The sequence below is a fragment of the Methanocella arvoryzae MRE50 genome (assembly GCF_000063445.1).
GTDB classification, from domain to species: domain Archaea; phylum Halobacteriota; class Methanocellia; order Methanocellales; family Methanocellaceae; genus Methanocella_A; species Methanocella_A arvoryzae.
This window is the reverse complement of record NC_009464.1, coordinates 414,379-434,767: the sequence shown is the minus strand read 5'-3', so window position 1 is coordinate 434,767 and position 20,389 is coordinate 414,379. Positions and strand designations below refer to the sequence as shown.

25 protein-coding genes are annotated in these 20,389 nt (G+C 53.3%); 14 read left to right on the top strand and 11 right to left on the bottom strand.

Annotated features, from left to right (window positions below; all coding sequences use genetic code 11):
* Positions 1–54 precede the first annotated feature (54 nt).
* The 5 genes from RCI_RS02145 (at position 55) to RCI_RS02125 (ending at position 3,643) form a co-directional block, all read left to right on the top strand.
* Positions 55–243: a hypothetical protein gene (locus RCI_RS02145; RefSeq protein WP_048197873.1), complete on the top strand. Its 189-nt coding sequence runs from the start codon at positions 55–57 to the stop codon at positions 241–243.
* A 167-nt stretch (positions 244–410) separates the two neighbouring features.
* On the top strand, positions 411–911 hold the full coding sequence (locus RCI_RS02140) for a pyridoxamine 5'-phosphate oxidase family protein (protein WP_148266490.1): 501 nt from the start codon (positions 411–413) through the stop codon (positions 909–911).
* 231 nt (positions 912–1,142) lie between these two features.
* Positions 1,143–1,931, top strand: a complete 789-nt coding sequence (locus tag RCI_RS02135) for a 2-amino-3,7-dideoxy-D-threo-hept-6-ulosonate synthase (RefSeq protein ID WP_012034736.1) — start codon at positions 1,143–1,145, stop codon at positions 1,929–1,931.
* A 13-nt stretch (positions 1,932–1,944) separates the two neighbouring features.
* Entirely contained in the window at positions 1,945–2,880 is a 936-nt protein-coding gene (locus tag RCI_RS02130; RefSeq protein ID WP_012034735.1) for an ABC transporter ATP-binding protein, read from the top strand.
* Positions 2,873–3,643 carry an ABC transporter permease gene (locus tag RCI_RS02125; RefSeq protein WP_012034734.1) on the top strand — a complete coding sequence of 257 codons (771 nt, stop codon included), beginning with the start codon at positions 2,873–2,875 and terminating at the stop codon, positions 3,641–3,643. The genes RCI_RS02130 and RCI_RS02125 overlap by 8 nt, the downstream gene beginning before the upstream one ends.
* An 8-nt stretch (positions 3,644–3,651) precedes the next feature.
* On the opposite strand, the gene RCI_RS02120 is transcribed toward RCI_RS02125, so the two are convergent.
* The 5 genes from RCI_RS02120 to RCI_RS02100 all read right to left on the bottom strand — a co-directional run bounded on the left by RCI_RS02120 (position 3,652) and on the right by RCI_RS02100 (position 6,843).
* Complete coding sequence (locus RCI_RS02120; protein ID WP_048197869.1) at positions 3,652–3,996, bottom strand: hypothetical protein; 345 nt, start codon at positions 3,994–3,996, stop codon at positions 3,652–3,654.
* A gap of 241 nt (positions 3,997–4,237) precedes the next feature.
* Positions 4,238–4,531, bottom strand: coding sequence for a hypothetical protein (locus RCI_RS02115; RefSeq protein WP_052309881.1), 294 nt, complete (start codon positions 4,529–4,531; stop codon positions 4,238–4,240).
* A gap of 216 nt (positions 4,532–4,747) precedes the next feature.
* A complete protein-coding gene (locus RCI_RS16070; RefSeq protein WP_048198900.1) occupies positions 4,748–5,224 on the bottom strand; it encodes a hypothetical protein in 477 nt (158 codons plus the stop codon).
* Between the two features lie 198 nt (positions 5,225–5,422).
* On the bottom strand, positions 5,423–5,749 hold the full coding sequence (locus RCI_RS02105; RefSeq protein WP_048197864.1) for a hypothetical protein: 327 nt from the start codon (positions 5,747–5,749) through the stop codon (positions 5,423–5,425).
* A gap of 206 nt (positions 5,750–5,955) precedes the next feature.
* Positions 5,956–6,843: a methionine synthase gene (locus RCI_RS02100; RefSeq protein ID WP_012034729.1), complete on the bottom strand. Its 888-nt coding sequence runs from the start codon at positions 6,841–6,843 to the stop codon at positions 5,956–5,958.
* Positions 6,844–7,139: 296 nt separating this feature from the next.
* Here RCI_RS02100 and RCI_RS02095 point away from each other — a divergent pair, with 296 nt between their 5' ends.
* Entirely contained in the window at positions 7,140–7,379 is a 240-nt protein-coding gene (locus tag RCI_RS02095; protein WP_048197862.1) for a hypothetical protein, read from the top strand.
* A gap of 36 nt (positions 7,380–7,415) precedes the next feature.
* Here the strand turns inward: RCI_RS02095 and RCI_RS02090 are convergent, their stop codons facing one another.
* Positions 7,416–7,988 (bottom strand): flavodoxin family protein, encoded by a 573-nt coding sequence (locus RCI_RS02090; protein ID WP_012034728.1) that lies wholly within the window; start codon positions 7,986–7,988, stop codon positions 7,416–7,418.
* A gap of 71 nt (positions 7,989–8,059) precedes the next feature.
* On the bottom strand, positions 8,060–9,103 hold the full coding sequence (locus RCI_RS02085) for a hypothetical protein (protein ID WP_012034727.1): 1,044 nt from the start codon (positions 9,101–9,103) through the stop codon (positions 8,060–8,062).
* A 193-nt stretch (positions 9,104–9,296) separates the two neighbouring features.
* Here RCI_RS02085 and RCI_RS02080 point away from each other — a divergent pair, with 193 nt between their 5' ends.
* From RCI_RS02080 to RCI_RS02050, 7 genes are all read left to right on the top strand, one after another.
* Positions 9,297–9,863 carry a hypothetical protein gene (locus RCI_RS02080; RefSeq protein ID WP_012034726.1) on the top strand — a complete coding sequence of 189 codons (567 nt, stop codon included), beginning with the start codon at positions 9,297–9,299 and terminating at the stop codon, positions 9,861–9,863.
* 12 nt (positions 9,864–9,875) lie between these two features.
* Entirely contained in the window at positions 9,876–10,409 is a 534-nt protein-coding gene (locus tag RCI_RS02075) for a hypothetical protein (protein ID WP_012034725.1), read from the top strand.
* Between the two features lie 64 nt (positions 10,410–10,473).
* The gene (locus RCI_RS02070) at positions 10,474–11,889 is read left to right on the top strand and encodes a metallophosphoesterase family protein (protein WP_012034724.1); all 1,416 of its coding nucleotides are present in this window, start codon (positions 10,474–10,476) and stop codon (positions 11,887–11,889) included.
* Complete coding sequence (locus RCI_RS02065; protein ID WP_012034723.1) at positions 11,886–14,234, top strand: AAA family ATPase; 2,349 nt, start codon at positions 11,886–11,888, stop codon at positions 14,232–14,234. Before RCI_RS02070 ends, RCI_RS02065 begins: the two co-directional genes overlap by 4 nt.
* A complete protein-coding gene (locus tag RCI_RS02060) occupies positions 14,221–15,375 on the top strand; it encodes a DNA double-strand break repair nuclease NurA (RefSeq protein WP_148266488.1) in 1,155 nt (384 codons plus the stop codon). Before RCI_RS02065 ends, RCI_RS02060 begins: the two co-directional genes overlap by 14 nt.
* A gap of 3 nt (positions 15,376–15,378) precedes the next feature.
* Positions 15,379–15,936, top strand: a complete 558-nt coding sequence (locus RCI_RS02055; RefSeq protein ID WP_012034721.1) for a hypothetical protein — start codon at positions 15,379–15,381, stop codon at positions 15,934–15,936.
* Positions 15,914–17,482 (top strand): ATP-binding protein, encoded by a 1,569-nt coding sequence (locus RCI_RS02050; protein WP_012034720.1) that lies wholly within the window; start codon positions 15,914–15,916, stop codon positions 17,480–17,482. The genes RCI_RS02055 and RCI_RS02050 overlap by 23 nt, the downstream gene beginning before the upstream one ends.
* Before the next feature lie 261 nt (positions 17,483–17,743).
* On the opposite strand, the gene RCI_RS02045 is transcribed toward RCI_RS02050, so the two are convergent.
* From RCI_RS02045 to RCI_RS02035, 3 genes are all read right to left on the bottom strand, one after another.
* Positions 17,744–18,268, bottom strand: a complete 525-nt coding sequence (locus RCI_RS02045) for a helix-turn-helix transcriptional regulator (RefSeq protein WP_012034719.1) — start codon at positions 18,266–18,268, stop codon at positions 17,744–17,746.
* Positions 18,269–18,275: 7 nt separating this feature from the next.
* Entirely contained in the window at positions 18,276–18,500 is a 225-nt protein-coding gene (locus tag RCI_RS02040) for an LSM domain-containing protein (protein WP_012034718.1), read from the bottom strand.
* 115 nt (positions 18,501–18,615) lie between these two features.
* The gene (locus RCI_RS02035) at positions 18,616–19,068 is read right to left on the bottom strand and encodes a flavodoxin domain-containing protein (protein ID WP_012034717.1); all 453 of its coding nucleotides are present in this window, start codon (positions 19,066–19,068) and stop codon (positions 18,616–18,618) included.
* A gap of 110 nt (positions 19,069–19,178) precedes the next feature.
* On the opposite strand from RCI_RS02035, the gene RCI_RS02030 reads away from it, so the two are divergent.
* Positions 19,179–19,481, top strand: coding sequence for a nucleoside triphosphate pyrophosphohydrolase (locus tag RCI_RS02030; protein WP_012034716.1), 303 nt, complete (start codon positions 19,179–19,181; stop codon positions 19,479–19,481).
* 110 nt (positions 19,482–19,591) lie between these two features.
* Here RCI_RS02030 and RCI_RS02025 read toward each other — a convergent pair whose 3' ends face one another.
* On the bottom strand, positions 19,592–20,038 hold the full coding sequence (locus RCI_RS02025) for a tetratricopeptide repeat protein (RefSeq protein ID WP_012034715.1): 447 nt from the start codon (positions 20,036–20,038) through the stop codon (positions 19,592–19,594).
* Positions 20,039–20,389 lie beyond the last annotated feature (351 nt).

Genomic DNA, 20,389 nt, shown 5'->3' with positions numbered 1-20,389 from the left:
AGATTACGGGGGATGATTATTCTTCCCGGGCTCCTTATATCCACCTGATTATTCATGGCTGAACAAAAGCGAAGTGTAGAGGATATCGTAGCGGAGGACATCGAGCGGGAAAAGCGGCTGAACCGGGAGCAGAGCAGCCAGAGCCCGGACAGGGTCGAAGATTTCAACCGACGGGCGGACCGCCGCAGGGAAGAGTATGCCCGGGCCAACTACGATGAGTCCCAGTCGGATACCGGGGAATAAGAAGTATCGTCCCAGAGGACTATAACTGCCCGGCCTGTTTCTCCCAGCTTTTCTCCTGCGCAGCGGCGGAAATTAAGATTCCGATAGCCCGTATAAGCACTCAATCTCCGGCAACTGCGTGCATCGTATTTATTTATTTGAAAACTTATATTTATTTGGTGTTTGCAGTGCAGGAACAAATAAAGAGGGATTACGAGATCAAACGGTTCGATCTGCCGGACATGTCGCACCGCGAAATTGATGATCTGCTCAACAGCCAGTTGCTGTGCCGGATAACATTCAACGATCAGCCATATCCGTATACGCTGCCCATGGAGTACTACTATTTCGGGGATACGATGTATTTCCACCTGACCTCGACAGGCAAAAAGATGGACCTGCTGAGCCGGGACCCGAATGTGACCGTGGAAGTGGACTGGGCGAGCAAAGACCTGTCAGACTACAGAAGTGTCATCCTCAAGGGCAGGCTGGTCGAAGTGACGGACAGCGAGGAGCGGAATACCATGAACGTGGCAATGTCCACGGCGGTCAAGGACAAGGTTGGTATCACCTACCTGCTGCGAGTGCCATGGTCGAAGAAAGGGATCGATTACCTGTCTGCATCCAACATACCTCTGACGCTCTACAAGCTGGAAGCTAAAGAGATCACTGGCAAGAAAGCCCATTAAGCCTGACGGACTCTCGCCGCGACTGCAGCGCGGCGAGACAACCAGACCCTTTAGCGGCGTATTCGCCAGAACTGCTTTTTTACTAACCGTCAAACATGCCCATATTCTTTCAACATATCCGGCCAGGAAGCTATGAGGAAAACATTTTGTATAATAAACGTATATATGCATGAATTCGAAGATTTCGCCTGACCGGCATCCGACTAAACCAGCTTCCCTATAGGTGCAATCATGAATACAGGCAAGTGCATAAGGCTTGGACGCATTATCAACCGGCAGAGTAAGAAGACTGTAATGGTGCCAGTGGACCATGGGGTCACCCTCGGTCCGGTCACCGGCCTCTCGGACATCAGGCAATCGATGATCGCTGCAGGCGAAGGCGGGGCAAACGCGATGATCATGCACAAGGGCATCGCAAAGGAATGCTATGCCGGCCACCAGAAAAACACGGGACTGATCATCCATCTCTCGGCCAGCACCACTCTCAGCACTGATCCGGATTATAAAATTCTTGTGGCTTCGCCTCTTGAAGCCCTGAAGCTCGGAGCCGACGCCGTATCGATACACGTCAACGTAGGCTCGGATAAGGAGTTCGCGATGCTGGACGACCTGGGCCGCATATCCCGGGAGAGCGAGGAACTGGGCTTGCCGCTGCTGGCCATGATGTACGCCAGAGGCAAGAACATCCACAACCAGTATGACGCTGACCTGATCGCCCACGCCTGCAGGGTGGGCGCTGAACTGGGCGCAGACCTGATCAAGACCAACTATTCAGGAGACCCTGACTCTTTTAAGAAAGTCGTGAAAGGCTGCCCTGTGCCAGTGCTGGTGGCAGGAGGCCTCCGGACCGGCTCCGACCTGGAGCTGCTGGAAAAGATCCGTGGGGCGATGGAGGCCGGAGCAGGCGGCGTTGCCATCGGCCGCAACGTGTTCATGCACGAGAACCCGGTCCTCATGGTCAGGCGGATTAGCGCGGTAGTCCACAATGGGCTGAGCCCTGCAGAAGCCATGAAATTATAGGACTGTGTATGCAGTGCCTGAAGAAGATGCGATCGTCATCCGGAACCTGACCAGGTCTTTCGATAAGCTGGTAGCCGTAGATCACGTTGACCTGGAGATTAAAAAAGGAGAATTTTTCGGGCTGCTGGGGCCCAACGGCGCGGGCAAGACCACGCTAATCAGGACACTGGTCGGGCTATGCACGCCGACGGACGGCTCGGCGACCATATTCGGCAAAGACGTTGTTAAGGATAAGTATGCGGCCAGAGAGCTCATCGGCGTCGTGCCCCAGGATTTCAACTTCGACGAGAACCTGACTACGAGGGACATCCTGACCTACCACGCAGGCTATTTTGGCATGGAGCGCAGAGAGCGGGAAGCGAGGGCGGATGAGCTGCTGGAGTTCCTGGAGATCAAGGATAAGGCTAATACCGCGTGCACCAAACTCTCCGGCGGCATGAAACGGCGCCTGCTGATCGGCAGAGCCCTGATGCAGAGGCCGAAACTGCTCTTCCTGGACGAACCCACCACCGGTGTCGACGTTCAGCTCAGGCGATCCCTCTGGGAGATGCTCAAAAAGCTGAACGATGACGGCACGACGATCATCCTGACCACCCACTACATTGAAGAAGCCGAAAACCTGTGCACCCGGGTGGCGATCATGGACCACGGCAAAATAATCGCCATGGGCTCGCCCAAAGAGCTGATCCAGTCCTCGGGCAGCGGTAACCTGATCGAGATCGCCTTTTCCGGCGGGACCCCGCCTGACCTGAAAATTATTCCTGAGGTCCGACGTGTCTGGTGGAAGGACGGAATGCTCAGCGTCAGGGTGACCGACCCGAATACCGCCGCGGTAAAAATCCTCGACATGCTCAGGACCTCGGGAATGTCCGTCAAGTCCATGCACGTCACCGAATCCAGCCTGGAAGACGTCTTCATTAAGCTGACGGGGCGTGAGCTGCGTGAATAAGCAACTCATCGCCATGTCCACCATGGTGAAGCGGGAGATCATCCGGTTTGCCAGAAAGCCCAACCGGACGGTGCTGCCCAGCCTGGTCTCGACCTTCCTGTACATCTTCGCGTTCGGCTACGCGCTCGGATCGGCCATCCCCCCGATGGGCGGGCACTCATATATTGAGTTCATGCTTCCCGGCCTGGTCATGATGCAGGTGATCATCCACGCGTACATCAACCCGGCCTACTCCATCTATATTTCAAGAGATAACCAGTACATCGAAGACCCTCTGACCACACCCATGCACTATTCGACCATGGTCGTGGCCTACGTGCTCGGAGGCATGGCCCGGGGCCTGTTCATGGGCCTGATCATCGCGGCCGTGACCATGCTGTTATTTGGAATATGGCTCCACGATATCCTGCTCTTCATCCTCTTCCTGGTATTCACTTCGGCGATCTTCGCTACCATAGGCGTCATGTTCGGCCAGTGGTCCAAGAATATCGAGGACGTAGGCAACGTGATGAGCTATATCCTTAGCCCCCTCCTGTTTTTGGGCGGCGTCTTCTTTTCTATAGACATGGTTCCCGGAGACTGGCTCCGAATAGTCTCTTACGTGGACCCGTTAACCTACGTCATCGACGGCTTTAGATACTCGATGATCGGCTACTTGCGGACGGACCCCTACTATTGCCTGATAGCGATAATGGTCGTGTTAATCATCTGCTTCATCGCCAGCGTCAGGATGTTCGAGAGTGGTAAGAACCTGAAAACATAAGGTGGTAATCAAAACCAGTCATAAGCAGGTTCTCCGCGGTTTAGCATGGTAGCAGTCACGTAAGCATCGTAGATCTCATAAATATATATGATTACGGGTAACAGAAAAACTGGCAGACAGCATAACAGCCCTACGCCAACCGTTATAAGGCTGCCTCCGAGGTACAGGGCTGCGACGATCCCGCCCATGAAAATGTTAACGATGGTCAAGACGGTGAATTTCTTCACCTGGCCATTATAAAGCTGGCCGAGGCTGAAAAGCAGGCTTCCTGTGAGCAAGCCGCCGGCGATTGAGAGGACTGCGGCGAAGAAGGGGTCTTTCCGCGGTAAGCAGTACTGTGCTTGTTCAGCCATCACTGCAGCACATTCCTAACAGATCATCCGGTTGTCGATCGAGATCGTACAGCATGAACAGAGACCCTTTCCGCATCGGGTACATGCGCCTATTGCTTCAGTATCGTTATGCAGGTAACACTTCATCCGGAGATTCCGCCGTTACTTGTTTATGACATGATGACCGGCTGGTTAAAAGAATTCACCGTTAAAACGAGCAGATCAAGTCTGAAAAAGTCTGAAAAAATGATAAAAGAGGGTTTTACGAGAACCAGTCCGGCTGGTGTTCACCGCAGTTAATGGCTGCAGCGACCGTGTAGCCATCATATAAGCCATAAATCCATATAATAAGCGGCGCAATGCAAGTCCAGCACAAGAGGAAATAGGCTACCAGTAACACCAAGCCCTTCTTTACCTGACCGTTATAGATCTGACCCAGGCCAGGTACGAGGAACGAGAGGATCAGCGACAAAATGGGCTCCTTCCGGTTGATGACAGGGGCGCTGGCCATCTGTTCAGTACACTGCCTACACACCATCTTCCCGTTGACGTTCATAGCGCAATCGGAGCATAAGGCCTTCCCACACCGGGTACAGGTGCCTACTGCTTCAGTTTCATTATGTAGGTAACACTTCAACTCCTATCCCACCTTAATAGTTTATTATACAAGGGGATGGACTCTTAAAAAGATATCGATAGAAAGGAGCCAGATACAGGCGACTTAAAGATCTTGTATACCAGCGGCCGAAATAACTAAAAAAATGCAGGCTGGTTACTGGAACCAATCTCCTACGACTTCCCCACGATTGATTTGCTCTGCAACTATATATGCATCATATATAAAGCCCAGTTTCCAGATGAACGGCAGGATCATGAATGGGAAACAACAGCACGCTCCCATACCGCCTACCCAGAAAGTAAGCATACCCATAAAGATGCTGCCACCGAAAATCAGGAAGACCAGCACAAAGGCGAACAGGATATCTAGCACCAGAAAAGTCAGGCCCTTTTTTACCTGGCCGTTATAGATCTGGCCTAGCCCGGAAAGCAGTAAAGTCAATAATGCCGATAGTATTGGCTCTTTTCGATTAACAGCTGTATTGCATGCCGGGTTGGATGCTAGCTGCTCTGCACACTGCTTACATACGATCTTTCCGTTGACGTTCAGAGTACATTCAGAGCACACCGCTTTTCCACACCTTGTGCAGGTGCCTACGGCATCCATTTGATTATGCAGATAACACTTCATTTGGTACCCCACTACTGATATGAAAATGAATTTGTTGATCAATACTTTGGATAATACTTAAACTCTGTGTGCCCCATATAGCTTGTTCTTGCTTCACAGTAATAAGACACCATAGCAATGGAGGTATCATGGAAAAAACAGTATAAGTCTATAAAAACAATAAAAAATCTTACGGCCTAAAGGCCGATAATGCAGGGATTACGACATCCAGTCGCCGACAAAGATGCCCGCGTTGATGTCGTTGGCAATCTTGTAGGCATCGTAGGCTGCGTAGAGGTTGACGAGCAGCGGAATTACGTACCCCAAGCAGCATAAGCATCCGCCAATACCGCCCAGCGGCGCGGTAATAATTGCCAGGAAGAACGTGCCGAAAAATGCCAGGAAGAAGATTACTACCCAGAGGACGATATAGCCCACCAGCAGGATGAGGCCTTTCTTCGTCTGGCCGTTGATGATCTGTCCCACGCCCGGGATGAGCAGTGATACGATTGCCGAGATGATCGGGTTCTTAGCCGGCGTACCCATGGGGGGGGCACTGGTGCGGCTGCAGGATTTGTAGCTCCATCTACCATAATAAATCACCCACCAATATTTGTTATTAAGTGTCCGATGCGATAACCCGGCTTTCCGGGCATCCTTTGAACTAGAATAAGATAAGAACAAGGGCTAAATAAATTTTCGCTTGCATAGCCGGCTGCCGATAGCCGCCGGCATTGCATAATAGGGGAGCTTCAGCCGATCTTCCTGACGGCTTCGACCATGTTGGTCAGCTTAGCGTAAGCCGCCTCTTTTGTACGCATCCTCATGCCGCAGTCGGGGTCGATCCACAGGTTCTTCTTCCCGATCTTCTCGATGGCCTTGCGAATGCTTGCTTCGACAGTTTCCACGCTCTCGATGGTGTTGGACTTGGTATCCAGGCAGCCGTAGCCGATGATCTTGCCGTGCGCCTCGATCAGTTCCCGGTCCATGGCTTCGAGGTTCTTCGAGATGGCGAACTCATGGTCGAGCACCCTGACGTTGGCTTCGAGCAGCTTCTTAAAGATCGGCCTGATGTCTCCGCATACGTGCATGACCGGAGTTTCTGCAGCCTTTGCAACTATGTTCACAGCCCTGATGCCGGTTTCGAGGTCCGCGTCAACGCTGAAGAACGGCTCGTCGATCTGGATGATGTCGGCGCCCGCCCTGGCCAGAGCCCTGACCTCCGAAGCCTGGGCGTAAGCCAGATCATAGATCAGCTCCGGATCTGAAGTGGACTTATAGGGCGAGGTCTTATCGACCACCGAACTCTTCGCCATCGTCGTCGGTCCGGTGACAATGCCCTTGACCACGGCTTTGCCGCCCGCCACTTTTTTAGCGTACAGGTAATCCTTGACTGTGGCCGGAGTGTCCGGCGCTTCGATGCGGCCGGAGATATGGTACCTGCCGCCTTCGTATCTGTAGCCTCGCATGTTCAGCGCGAAAATTCCCACCATGTCAGTGCGTACCTGGCCGTCGGAGATCACTGAGATACCTGCCTTTACCTGATCGTTGACGGCGATCTCGATAGCCCGCCTGGCCTCCTCCTCGCTGTGTACGGTAATTCCCGTAGGGTAGCTGCCTACGACTGTAGTAATTAACATATCTACATACCGGTATATTGCTTAAGATATTAAGCCTTTGGTAAACAAAGAAGTCCCCGCTGCCGGCCTGTTTTGCCTGAACGGACGATAAGAAATTACATACGTTTGCAAACAGGTGCACGGTGGAATAATATCCTTTATGCTATGGGTGGTCAATTTGATACTGTCTATATCGACCATATTAAAGGTAAATTAGGTTTATATGTAATTATACAATCGTAATAAAATCTTTTTAAACGAGCAGGTGCTATCTATTTACGTACATAGTGTACGGACAGTAATGGAGGAAATACTACATGAGCAAGTTCGGGATGTTCCAGACAATCGGTGCCGCACTGATGACCATCGGATTGATGTTTATAATGATCACCGGACTGTCATACACTGGGGTCCTCGGCATCGAGGGCATCGCGATAGAAACCGCTTTCATAAGCCTCCTGATGGCCACTAATGGATTCATGATCATGCTGTTCGGAGTCATGACCGGCGGTAAAGCTGTAAAAGTAGATTTAGGAGTTCCGGCCGCCGCCCACTAAGCGGCGCAGCCGAACATTAAAAAATTAAACAGCCTCTTATTGGCTGTGTATTTTCTTCAGCAGCCACGCCATGTTTACGGCGAGGTTACGGACTGTCCGCAGGCCTTCCTCATCATTTTTCACTTCTTCCAGCGCCCTGCCGTAGCCCACATTCCAGTAGGTGGAGCCCGGCACGATCATGCCGTTGATGAAGAAGAAATAGTTCAGCTGTGCAAACGTGAAGTTCGCCCCCGCCCTGCGGGCGACCGCAATGGAGGCTCCGACTTTCCGCTCCAGCGACCGGTTCTTCTTGAGAGCTACGTATCCTGCGCGGTCCAGCAGCGCCATCATCTGCGGGGTCGCAGAGCCGAAGTATACGGGGCTGCCAACGATGATGCCGTCTGCCTCTTCCATCTTTGCGAAGATCTCCTGAAAATCGTCCGATATCTGGCAGTCCATAAGCGCGTTGCAGGCTTCGCAAGCTTCGCAGGGGGCGACAGTCTTCTCCGCCAGCCTTATAAGTTCTACCTCGATACCCTCGGCCTTAAGCGTTTCAAGCGCCTCATTAATAAGATACTCAGTATTACCCCGCATACGAGGGCTACCGCAGATACCAATGACCTTAACCATAAATATACCTCGTTAATATGCAATACTGGCAAACGTATATAACTGATACGCCAGATCGCAGGCCAGGGGAATCAGAGAACCACGATCTTATCCTTAGTAATATCTTGCCAATCATGAGCGAAATCCGCGGCCGGCATGCCCGGGAAGGGGTCTAAGATGCAGACGTCGCAGGACTTGATCACTCCCGGTAGCTTTCTCACGTCCCCGTGGTAAACTTCAAGCTCGACACTGCCCGAAGCTCTGGCGATCAGCTCGGGCTCGCCGCCGATGTCGGGCAGGCCCGAAAGAGGGCGCAGCCGCTCAAGCCTGACTCCCAGCAGTGCCTGGTTCGCATCGATGTTCCATAGTATGCTTTCGACTGCGGGCAGCCACGCATCGTTAAGGATAGCCTTTTTTGCCCCGGCAGCTGCTGCCATGAGCCCGAGCGTGCCAGCGCTGGCCATGCCATCCACTACGGTTTTGCCGGCCAGATCACCCTGGAGGAACATCTTTTCCAGCATTTTAATCTTTACCGAGTTGTTTCTCCAGTACTCGATATGCATCACGGACTGGCGGCGGTAGAAGCAGAAATCGCCGGTCAGAGAATTTAATACGTCTCCCCGGACGTCGCAGCCTGCCTGCAGTTCGTACAGGTGCGGCTTCTGATCAGTATCCATAAGCCCGACACTCATCCGTGGCCCTCCGTACCTCCGGATTACGCCCTTGATCTCGGGGACCTTCGCCATGATATCTTCTGCAGTCTTCCGATCGATATCGTCCAGGACAAGCACCAGGTCCTTCTTCCCCAGCCTCGGCGGCCCCAGCATGTCGACGCCAAAGGCTACCAGCGGAGTCCCCGCGTCTTTCAGGGCGGCATTGCCAGGCTTCAGGCCGGCATCGATCAGCAGGTCCAGAACCTGCGCCATGACCATGTCCAAATGCCGCCTGCCGCATACCGGGCATCGTCCCGCATCCGGACTGACAGTAACGCCCAGCCCCCGGAAGGGAGCCATCTTGTCCAGCGGCTTATCCCCGACGCAAGTGCTGCAGGGCACGTACATAGACGGCGCTTCGGCCAGGATCTCATCCATGGGCCTGATACAATCGGGGCTGCCACAGGTGGGGCACGGGAACATAATTACGAGTATATTATACCGATAATATTAACTGTTGTGGTATAACCGGTGACTGTAATATCGGTTGGTATTATTATGTCGATATTTAATCAAACTGGGAGGATATGGCATACTGCAATCCGGACAAATTATAAAGCAGGTCAGCCCCTGGAAACAACACCCTTAAATAGGATGCATCCGAGACTTACTGGAGATGACGGACGCCCTTTTCTTATCGGACCGCGGTAACGCCTTTAGCCAGGCATTCGAAGAGCTGGGGTTCACCTGCCACCAGGTTACGCCCGGAGCGTTCGGATCGCCCTTCTGCATGCCATGTAAGCTGCTGATCATACCTTCAGGCTTCGCCGACCCCAAGTATTATAAGATACTCTCTGCCATCGAGAGGAACTCTGATAAGATAACGCAGTTCGTAGAACATGGCGGAGTACTGCTGGTCTTCGGCGCGATGCTGGACGACTACACGTACGACTGGCTGCCAATGACACTCTCGTATCACATGAAATTCAAGGCTGTAGACGTCACTCTGGTAGACACGGCAGACCCCGCGGCTTCGTTCATTCCGCCCGGCAAACTCGACTGCGACGGCTACTTCACCGAATGGGAGGGCAACGTAGTCATGGCCAGGGAGGAAAACCGGCCTGTACTGATATCGAAAAAGATCGGAGACGGGTACGTCGTGGCATCGGCGCTCCACCAGTATCCCTCCAGGCAGTTCCTGGAATGGGCATGCGGTAAAGAACGCTGCGCATGTCTTATCTGACGAGGCAGAACAATGGAAAGGGAAGGAAAGGACCTGAAACAGCTGTTCATGCAGAAAAAGCCCTGCCTGATCTTCCTCGCGATCTCCCGGGTGGAGAAGCCCTATGTCTCCACTCTGATGAAAGAAGCCGACACTACTTTTGCCCACACTACCAACATCCTGTCAGACATAGAAGCCTGTGGCCTGGTGGAGTTCGTGAGCGAGGGCAGGGTAAAATACGTCAAGCTCACGAAACGCGGGAAAGAAGTACACAAAGCACTTTTAGCGCTCGACCGTATGCTCGGTGGCGAGAGTCTGCTGAAAGACCTCAAGAAGCTCGAAAAAAGAGTGAATGGCCTGGAGACAAGGATAAAAGCCGGCGGCCTTGACGAGAGAGCCGTCAGGAGAGCGATGAAAAGTCTTGACGAAGTTGCCGCACGCACCAGCACTATCGAGGGCGAGTCGCAGATCTTCAGCAATGAGAAGCTCGATTACGAACTCAGGGTCATGAAAGAGCGCCTGGAGTACCTCCGGACAAAATTGCAGCCAGCACAGCTCCAGGAATGAATAGTTTCAGGTCGCACACCAGTTACGGTTAATATACGCCTGCTCCATAAACATAAGGTGTCCTATGAACTTCATACACACCGCTGATCTCCACCTCGGCTATCGCCAGTACGACCTGGACGAACGTTTCAGGGACTTCGGGCGATCGTTCAAAACGATCGCACAGCATGCGATCGAAGCCCGGGCTGAATTCGTCCTAATCGCCGGCGACCTTTTTCACAGCCGCAACATCAACGCTCCTACATACTTCCAGGCGCACCACATTCTCACTATGTTAAAAGATGCAGGCATCCCCTGCATCGCTATCGAGGGCAACCATGACAGGGCTTTCGTCAGGGATGGCATGTCCTGGCTGGAAGCGCTGGAAAGCCAGGGCCTTCTCAAGCTGATCAAGCCGTCGCCGGAAGGGCTGGTGGACGATTTTGTCGACATCGGCGGCACCCGCATCTTTGGCATGTGTTACGCAGGCGCATCGACGTCGAGGATTATTCCTGATATCGCCAGAAGAATTGCCGAGATCAACTCAACGGATAAGCCCAACTACACAGTGCTGATGATGCACACAGGTATCGAAGGCCAGATGAAAGGCAACATCATCGGCGAAACCTCTTATGAAGACATATATAAGCTGAAGGATGTAGTCGACTACCTCGCCCTCGGCCACTACCACTGCGCCTACGAACTCGACAGCTGGGTATTCAATCCGGGCAGCCCGGACACATGCTCGATCGCGGAAGTCGGAGAGCCAAAAGGCTACTATCACGTTGTCGATGGCAAAGCCACCCTTAAAGAGATCCCGAGAAGAAAGTTCCTGCCGATCACGATACGGACTGACGATCACCTGAATGCGGCATCGCTTATGGCTGAGGTAGAGAAAAGACTTGCCACCATAGGCAAGCTGGATCAGCAGCCGGTAGTCCACATCCTTTTCAGGGGCTGCCTGAACTTTGATAAAGCCCACCTTGATCTCGACAGTGTCAAAGCTATAGCCACGGAAAAGCTCGACCCGCTATACGTCGACGCCCGGTTCGACCTGACCAACGACGAGGTCGGCATCTCGGGAATCGAAGCCGGCAACTTCGACCGGCTGGCCATCGAGAGAGAAGTACTGAGCCGGCTCGCTTCCACTGACAGTATGCTGGCCCCCTATGCCGGATATTTCGCCTGCGTCCTCTCGGAGATCAAAGACCTGGCCATCAGGGAAGCCGATCCCCAAACGCTGGACAGGACATTGCGCAGGGCGTTCGAGGACATCAGAGCAGGGAAAGCGCCGATATCGGCCCGGCCGGCAGCCGAAGAGAAGAAGCCGGTGTCTGCGCCCGGGGTAGAAGCGTCGACCAGGACCGTAGAGGAAAAGCCCCCGACACCGAAGAAGAAAGCCCGGCAGAAACATGTGGAAACCAAAGTCGAAGCCCCGCCAGCACCGCTCGTTCAAAGCAGAACGCTGGACCAGTTCTGGAGCGGAGGTAAGACGCCATGATCATCAAAAGAGTCTCCCTCAAGAACATCAAGAGCTACAAAGAAGCTGAAATAGAGCTGCCCGAAGGCATTACAGGCATTTCCGGCCTGAACGGATCAGGCAAGTCTACGGTGCTGGAAGCGATCGGCTACGCCCTGTTCGACTGCTTGCCGTACACCCAGGCGGAATTCGTCAGGAAGGGGGAGAAAACAGGTGAAATCACGGTGGAGATCGAAGGCGGCGACGGCCTCAGGTACGTGATCACCCGCAAGTGTGGATCATCGCAGGCGTACTCAATCACCGACTCCCTCGGTCAGAAGTACGAAGGCAAGGAAGACGTGGGTGATCGCCTGTGCGAGGTGCTGGGCTACAGAGTGGCTGATCTCGACGGCCTCAAGTCGATGTTCGAAAACGCAATCGGAGTGTTACAGGGCACGTTCGTGTCCGAGTTCCTGGAGAGCGCCACCAAGCGTAAGAGCATCTTCGACCCGCTGCTCCACATTGACGAGTTCAACGTAGCCTTCAAGAACCTGCTTTCGCTGAAAAACCTCGTCAAAGACCGGATCGACAGGCTGGAGAACGAGAAAAAGTTCCTCGAAGGCAAGACGATCCGGCTCGAGCCGCTGAAAGATGAACAAAAAACCCTGTCTGCAGAAAGCCTGAGCCTTTCCGGCCTGCTGGCAGAAAAACGCCAGAAGCTCGCCGAGACCAGTTCTGTAAAGGAGAGCCTGGACGCCCTGGAGAAAAGCGTGCAGGAACTGGACTCCCGGTTTAAGCTGAAGACCGCAGAGGCTGCCAGCGTCCGCAGGGAAGTTGCAGACGTTATGACTCAGCTCCAGGCCTGCGAAGCCGCAGAGAAAAAACTGGCTGAGAGTAAGCCGGGTTATGACGCATTCCTGGCAAAGAACGCCGAAAAGGAAAAGCTGGAGAAACAGCGCCTCGAGAGAGATACTCTCCTGACAACCATAAACACTACCTCGATTAAGGTCACCGAGCTGCGCACTAAATCCGCTGCGGCTGACAAGGCACTTACAGACATCGAAGAAACAGAAAAAGCTATTCCCGCCCTTGCCGAAAAAGCTCTCGCACAGGAAAAGCTGGAGGAAGAAAAACAAAAGACCCGGTCGATGATCCAGGCGAAAGACATCGAGCTGGCCCAGGTCCGGGAAAGGGTAAACAAAGCCAGGGGCAGCAAAGGCAATATGTGCCCGATTCTGATGGGCGTCGAGTGCGGTGCCGTAACAGATTTTTCAGACTACTTCGCAAACCAGACCCGGCGGATAGACGACGAGAAACGGCTGCTTGAAGCGCAGGCTGCAGCGATAGAGAATCAGCTAAGGGAACTAAAGAATCCAAAGCTTGCCTTGAGCATGCTTCAGGAGCAGGTAAAGAAGAAAACTGCTGCCCAGGAGGAGAAAGCGAAGCTCGCGAATGAGCTCGAAGCCCGCAATGCGGAGTTGATGGAAAAGTTTACCAGTCTCAAGCAATACGAGCACGTCCAGAAGGAGATAGAGCAGGCGAACAAGGATATTGCCAGCTATAAGCCGGCCTACGAGGCTTACCAGCAGAACGTTAAAATGGCCGGGCAGAAGGCTTCCTTCCAGCAGAAGCTGGAAATGGCAACTGTTGCACTAGACAAATGCCAGAATGAACTCTCCGTGCTCGAAAAGCAGCTCGAGGAAAAGCGGGCACTCTACGATAAGGATGCTCACCTGCAGGCTAAGGCTACTTGCGAATTACTGAACCGGGAGGTCGCTTCTACAGCGGCTAAAGTAGAGGAGATGACCCGGCGGGCTAAAGTTGTTGCAGAGGAGATCCGCTTGATCATGGAAGACCTGGAAAAGATCAAGGAGATCGAGAAGGCCCAGGCCGAAGAAAACGAGTACATGCGGTTTGTGGACATCTCCCGGAACATCATAAAGATCGCTGGCCCGGAAATCGTCCAGCTGTACATCGATCTGATCTCGAGGGAAGCGACGAAGATGTACTGCGAGATCGCAGGAGACCGCCGCCTGGAGATCAGGTGGACTGCAGATTACGATATCATCATGATCGAAGATGGCAGGGAACGGTCATTCAAGCAGCTCTCGGGCGGAGAGCAGATGAGCGCAGCCCTGGCAGTACGTCTGGCCATCCTGAAGATCCTGACCAACAGCGACGTAGTATTCCTGGACGAGCCTACCCAGAACATGGACGAGCGCCGGCGCAATAACCTGGCCCAGGAGATCACGAGGATCAAGGATTTCAGGCAGATGGTGGTCATTTCCCACGACGATACGTTCAACGCCAACCTGGAGAACGTCATCGAGATCGAGAAAGTCAACGGCGAAAGCACAGTCAGGAGGTCTCAGGTTGCTGGACCTTAAGCTCCTGATGCAGGAGATATCAGACTCCAGAGATCAGTTCATGGAGTTCGACGCTGACGTGAAATCTGTCTGCGAGGAGTACCGGGCGAAGCTTCCGGTTATAGACAGCCTCGATTCCTCGATTAACACCTCGCTCAGAAAGTACTCTGGATGCAAAGTGCTGGAGGAAGGGGCGTTCGTCAGGCGCTTCATGCAGAAGTTCGAGTCCAGGCAGCAGGCGACCGACTGGGCGCTGGAGACACTGAAAGGAACTACAATTGGAGCGGTAGACGGCAGCCAGATCTTTCCATCCCCGGCTTTATCAATGCCCGTAGGCCTGGCCCAGGCCTGTACGGTCACTAACGGCCACACCGGCAAAAACAGCTACTCTACCACATCGATGCTGAAACTGATGACCCCTGCTGAGCTCAAGGAAGCTGGAGGCTACGCGTATGCTCAGTCCCCTGTATCTCTCAAGCGGTTCGAGATGGAGTACGGGCAGATCGTGGCATTCACCGAGGCCCATCCGGGCAACGTCGTCTTCATGGACGGTTCGCTGGTGCTGTCTTTCATCACCCAGATGAACAGCGAAGACCAGACGAGGTACATAGATGCTGTCGGCCGGGTAATGGAGGCTTCCGAGCGCAACAAATCACCAGTCGTAGCATATACTGATATGTCAATGAGCCAGGATCTTATTACGATGATGCGGCTCTTCTTCAAGCTCACGCCCACCAGCAACCTCACCGATGCCTTCGTGATCAAGGAGACCCTAAACTGGGGCGACAGAACAAGAGCTTTCCTGTGCGACCGGGATGACCGGATGGGCAATGGCAACCCTTCAGTCCTAGATCTGTACGGCAAACACAGAGACAGCATCGCGTTCTTCTACCTGAACGCCAGCGGTGCTCTGCCAAGCAAAGTAGAAGTACCGGTATGGTGCGTCAAAGAAGGTTTGCTGGACCGGATCACCGACATTATACGAGCAGAGTGCATCATCCGGCCCGGGTACCCGGACATCATCCACCGGGCGCACGAGTACGCCACGATCAATAACGCTGAGTCAGGCTTGTTCGAAAGCGTGATCGACAGCATGGCTCGTAAGCATAAGCTTAACTTGTTCAAGAGCGCTAAAGAACTTAACAAGCATCAGGGGGTCTGACGGTTGAAAATCGGTTCTATAGTACAGGTCCGCTCCTTCGCAGAATACGTCGTCCGGGTCCCGGTCGACGAGAATAGCGGCTACATCCCGGCATCCAGCCTGGGCATCGGCAGCTACGTATCGATCAAATCAGCGCAAGGCTCTGTCATAGGAGTCATATCCGACATCCTGCACAACGTGAAGGAAGATCTGCTTCCATATCTGCCGCAGGAGAAACAGGAAGTTTTCGTGCCCTACATGGCAGATTTCCGCAGCTCCTACGTCGTTATTACAGGAATCGGATGCATGTCAACCGGCCTTCCATCTCACACTATCGCCTTTACTCCGGCAATCAACGATATTGTTGAACTCATGCATCCGGCGGATATCAAAGCTTTCCACCACACTGGCGATGGTAAGATGAGCTTTGGCTATTACAAGAAGCTGACACAGTCGACCAGCCCCGCAGTTGCTTCGAGTGCAATCGACCGGGCCTCTGAGGCCATGCCCGAGTGCTCTGGCATGCTGAAAGCCCTGAAAAAGTTTACGGAGAACCGCTATGAAGCCGGCAGGCGTCGTTAGAGACGTAGAGGAGAACGAGATCACCTTCGTTTCTCCCCACAAGTTCAAGACTGGAGAGTTCGTAGCCTACAAAGACCGCTGGGTAGACCCCGAGCGGTACGTGCTCTGCAGGGTCACGTACTCAAAGTCCCTAAAGACCTTCCCTGACGAGTTCATAGAGGCAGCGGATATCAACCCAAAAGACCTTATGCAGTTCGCGGGCATGGACACAGAAGAGTACGATCACCACCTGATGACCGCCCTCGTAGTAGGATACTTCAATGAAAAGCTCCAGGAGTTCAAGCACCCCCGGGCGATGCCGGACTCCGGGGAAACGATCTATATGGCGGGGCCGGAAGTGCTGAAGAACATCAGCAAAGTTCAGGCAGAAGCCAGAGGCGCGGCAGCGCTTGGCACCATACCGGGCACCGACGTCCCGGTAGTCGTCAGCGTGAAAGACATTGTCAGCCAGCATGTCAGTGTGATCGCCTCCACCGGAAGCGGCAAAAGCTACACCATCGGCGTACTGCTGGAAGAGATGATGAAACCCAACAACCGGGCTGCCATCCTCGTCGTCGACCCGCACGGCGAATATTCCACTCTCTCCGAGATGGTGAACAAGCCCGAGTTCAGGGACGGCGACTACCAGCCCACAGTCAAGATTTACCGCAAAGAGTCGCTGAAGATCAAGATCACTGAACTCGAGCTGGACGACCTGCTGGGCATCCTCGACCTGTCAGAGAAGATGCAGCACTTCTTTGTCACCGGGTTCTTCAACTGGCGGAACGGGCCGCATCATAAGAAATCTGACCTACGCCGGGAAATCGAGGTCCAGCGCAACCCCACCAACGAGTCCACTATCGACGCCATCCTGTGGCGTTTCGACTCGGTGATGAGACGGGGCATCTTCGAGGACCACCTGCATACTCAGCTTGCAGAGCTATTTGCCCCGGGACAGCTGACCGTTCTCGACCTGAGCGGCATCGGCGAATCAGACCAGCAGCTCATCGTATCGGTCCTGCTGAGGCGGTTATTCGACGCCCGTGAAGGCACCGTCAACCAGCGCTACGCTGAAAACGAAGAGCGTTACCTGCCATATCCGACCTTTGTAGTGCTGGAAGAGGCTCACAGGTACGCACCCCAGAACGGCGAGGCAAAGTCCAAGAGAGTCCTTAAAACTATCCTCTCCGAAGGCCGAAAGTTCGGTATCGGCGTCTGCATGGTCTCCCAGCGCCCTGCCAAGCTGGACAGCGATTCTCTATCGCAGTGCATGTCCCAGATCACCATGCGGATCATCAACCCCGTAGACCAGAGCCAGATCGCCTCCAGCATCGAAAGCATGAGCAGAGAACTCCTGGACGAGCTTCCCGCGCTGGCGAGAGGCGAAGCCATCGTGTCAGGCGTTGCCATCAACACACCAGTGCTGGTCAAAATCCGGGAAAGGTCCACGCCCCACGGCGGCGTCAGCAGAGATGCCCCCGAAGAGTGGAGCAACTACTGGAAGAAATCCCGGGTCCAGAAGGCAACATCGGCCATACTGGCCAGAGAACGGAAGTCACCACTTTAGATTTTTTTAATCTGTTATAACTATTTACCACAGAAACACAGAGGCTCACAGAGAACTGGTTACCACAGAGACACAGAGGCTCACAGAGGCTCACAGAGACTAGCGTATTATAAGATTACTATCAAATTAATTATAGAGTAATCTCTGCGCGTCTCTGTGTTTCTCTGTGCCTCTGTGGTAAACTGTTTCTCTGTGTGTCTCTGTGGTGAAAACGACTAATTAAAATAAAAAAGTATAGACGCAGCAACGATTGCCGCGTTCTTACTTGCGCTTTTTGGCCGGGGCTTTCTTTGGCGCCGGCTTCTTGACTTCCGGCTCTACTTCGGCCACTTCAGGCTCGGGCTCGGGCTCGGGCTCAGGCGCAGGTGCTTTAGCAGCCTTCTTCGGCTCGGCAGCTTCCTTTGCGCCTATTTTTCTGAGCCTGGCCGACTCTTCCTTTGCGAGCAGCTCGATCCAGTTGCCCAGGTCGGGGCAGTAATCGGGCTCGCATTCGTAAGTGCAGCCGACGCATGGAGCGACTTCGTCTTCGGCCATGATCAGGTCGAATTTGTACTCCTTTTTGGGCGCCTCTTTCTTAGGAGGCACATACGTGAGCCTGTAAGTCCTGGTACCGCTGACTGTTTCCCAGGTGCGCTTGATCTTGCCTTCTGCTTCGAGCTTGGCGACTACCCGGGAACATTTCCGGCTGTCTATATCCAGATCTTTCCACAGGTCGCTCTGGAGGACGCCTTTTGGGCTGGCCTTGATAAGCTCAAGGGCCCTGTCCTCGACGTTCGTCGCGTTCACCGCACTACTACTCCTTGATCGGGTTTAGCAAAATGATGTTGTTACCTCTCAGCACGACCGATCCCAGGGTCCGGAGCTTCTGGCCGGCAGCGACTTCGGTAGTGTCGACGAGGTGAAGGTTCAGGTAGTCGTCTGCGCTGACTAAAGTGCCTTCGAGAATGTTTTTCTCGCCTTTCATTTCAACTTGAACCTTTTGTCCAATAAGTGCCTGGACTTTTTTGTTGGGGAACAAAAAATAAACCTCCTGTTAACAAAGACAGATATGAGTATAATGTACACCCTTCCTATTTGTATTTTATTATCCCGCATGCGGCGGAAAAACGCAGGCAAAGGGAGCGAGCCGGGATTCAGGCGACCGGTACGGGCTCCTTCTTCAACGCTTTCGCAATATCTTTCCCGAGCCGCTCGCACTCTTTCAGGTCCTTTTCTTCCGGGTCCCACTGGACACGCAATACCGGGTCAATGACGTCCAGGCCCAATTCTCGCATTTTTTGCGCGATTTGCACCGGCGCTTCTCCGCTCCACCCGTAAGAGCCAAAGGCCGCGCCAACCTTTCCTTCAAGCTTTAAAGGCTTCAGCCTGTCGAGGAACTTCTCCATGGCATCGTGCATCTTGTACCAGAAGGTGGAGGAGCCGATGGCTATCGCGTCCGCTGACCTGAGTTTATCGAGATCCACGTCGTAGAAGCTGACGACCTCAGAGTTGATCCCGCGGGAATCTGCACCTGCCGCTATCGCATCTGCCATTCGTTTCGTGTTGCCCGAAGTGCTGAGATAGACGACCATCAGTGTCTTTTTCAAGGCATGATCACTCCCAATATTATATATTTCTGTATATATTAAAAATTCGATCTATTAAAGCCTATCTACTGCTCTGCCCTGAAAGCTCTAAATACTCGGAGCCCGGACATCTGATCGTGGGAAAGCTAGTCAGGGACAGAATACCCGAGATCATGCGACAGCAGGGAAAGGACCCCGAAGTCGAGAGGATATCCGGAGAGCGGTTGCGCCGGGCGCTAAAAGACAAGCTGGTGGAAGAGGCCGAGGAAGTCAGGCAGGCGGACGACATAGCTGAGGAACTGGCAGATGTCCTGGAAGTCGTGGATGCGCTGATAGAAGCTTACGGGCTCGACCCGGGCGAGGTAGATCTTGCCAGAGCGGATAAAAAGGCAAAGAGAGGGGGCTTCTCCCGAGGGGAGTACCTGATCCGGTAAAAGAACTGACATAGATCCGCAGGAACAGTAGTCTGTAGGGGCAGAAGCCCATGTACAGAAACGACTAACTGTTAGCTATTAGGGGCTCTGCGGTATCCTGTCACTCTCTGCTACCGTGAATGCCCGCTTCTGCTATACACTGCGTTGACGTACTCTTCTTCCGCTTCTTCCAGGCGGTTTTGCTCCTCCAGTAGTGTAGCATAGCTGAAGTGTGCATTGAAATCCCGGGGATTGACACTGATTGCCTTCCTGTACTGAGCTTCAGCATCGCTGACCCTGCTGGTCTTCCGCAGCATGTTACCGTAGTGTACGTAGGCCTCTACGTATTCCGGCTTCGCCTCGGTCACCTTCTGGTACTCTTTTTCAGCGTCTTCGAACCTGCCGTTCTCCTCCAGCAGGTGCGCGTAGCTGAAGCGGACTTCTATGTTCTGAGGTTCAATCTCCAGCGCATAGCTGACATCCGACAGGGTGTGCCCGGGCAGAGCCTGCCGGGGCGGAGTTCGGCAATCGTCTCTGGCATGAGCCCCCACATTCCAGGCATTCGCTTTCTGTTCCATAGCCTGCTACCTCACACCTTCTATATTATTTTGACACGTCTTCCGTGCCCGATGTATCTCTCTTGCGGCGGCCTCGATAAGCCTATCGCGAAAACTAGATACAAAAGAAGCGACAGCGATAAAAAAATGGCGCAATAGCTGCCCGTACGCCGAATTCTTTTCAGCTGCCATACTTATAACGGATTTGATCTGCCAAACAGACGCTGAATTTTGTAGAAGCTAAGCGACTTTCAGCGGTAAACGGTCTGCTCATAATTTGTTTATTAATTATTAGACTGAGCATCAGGAGAGTAAGGGTTCTTAGGAGCCTGTCTATACCATAAGGTTTTAGTCCTTCGGGTGTGATTATGA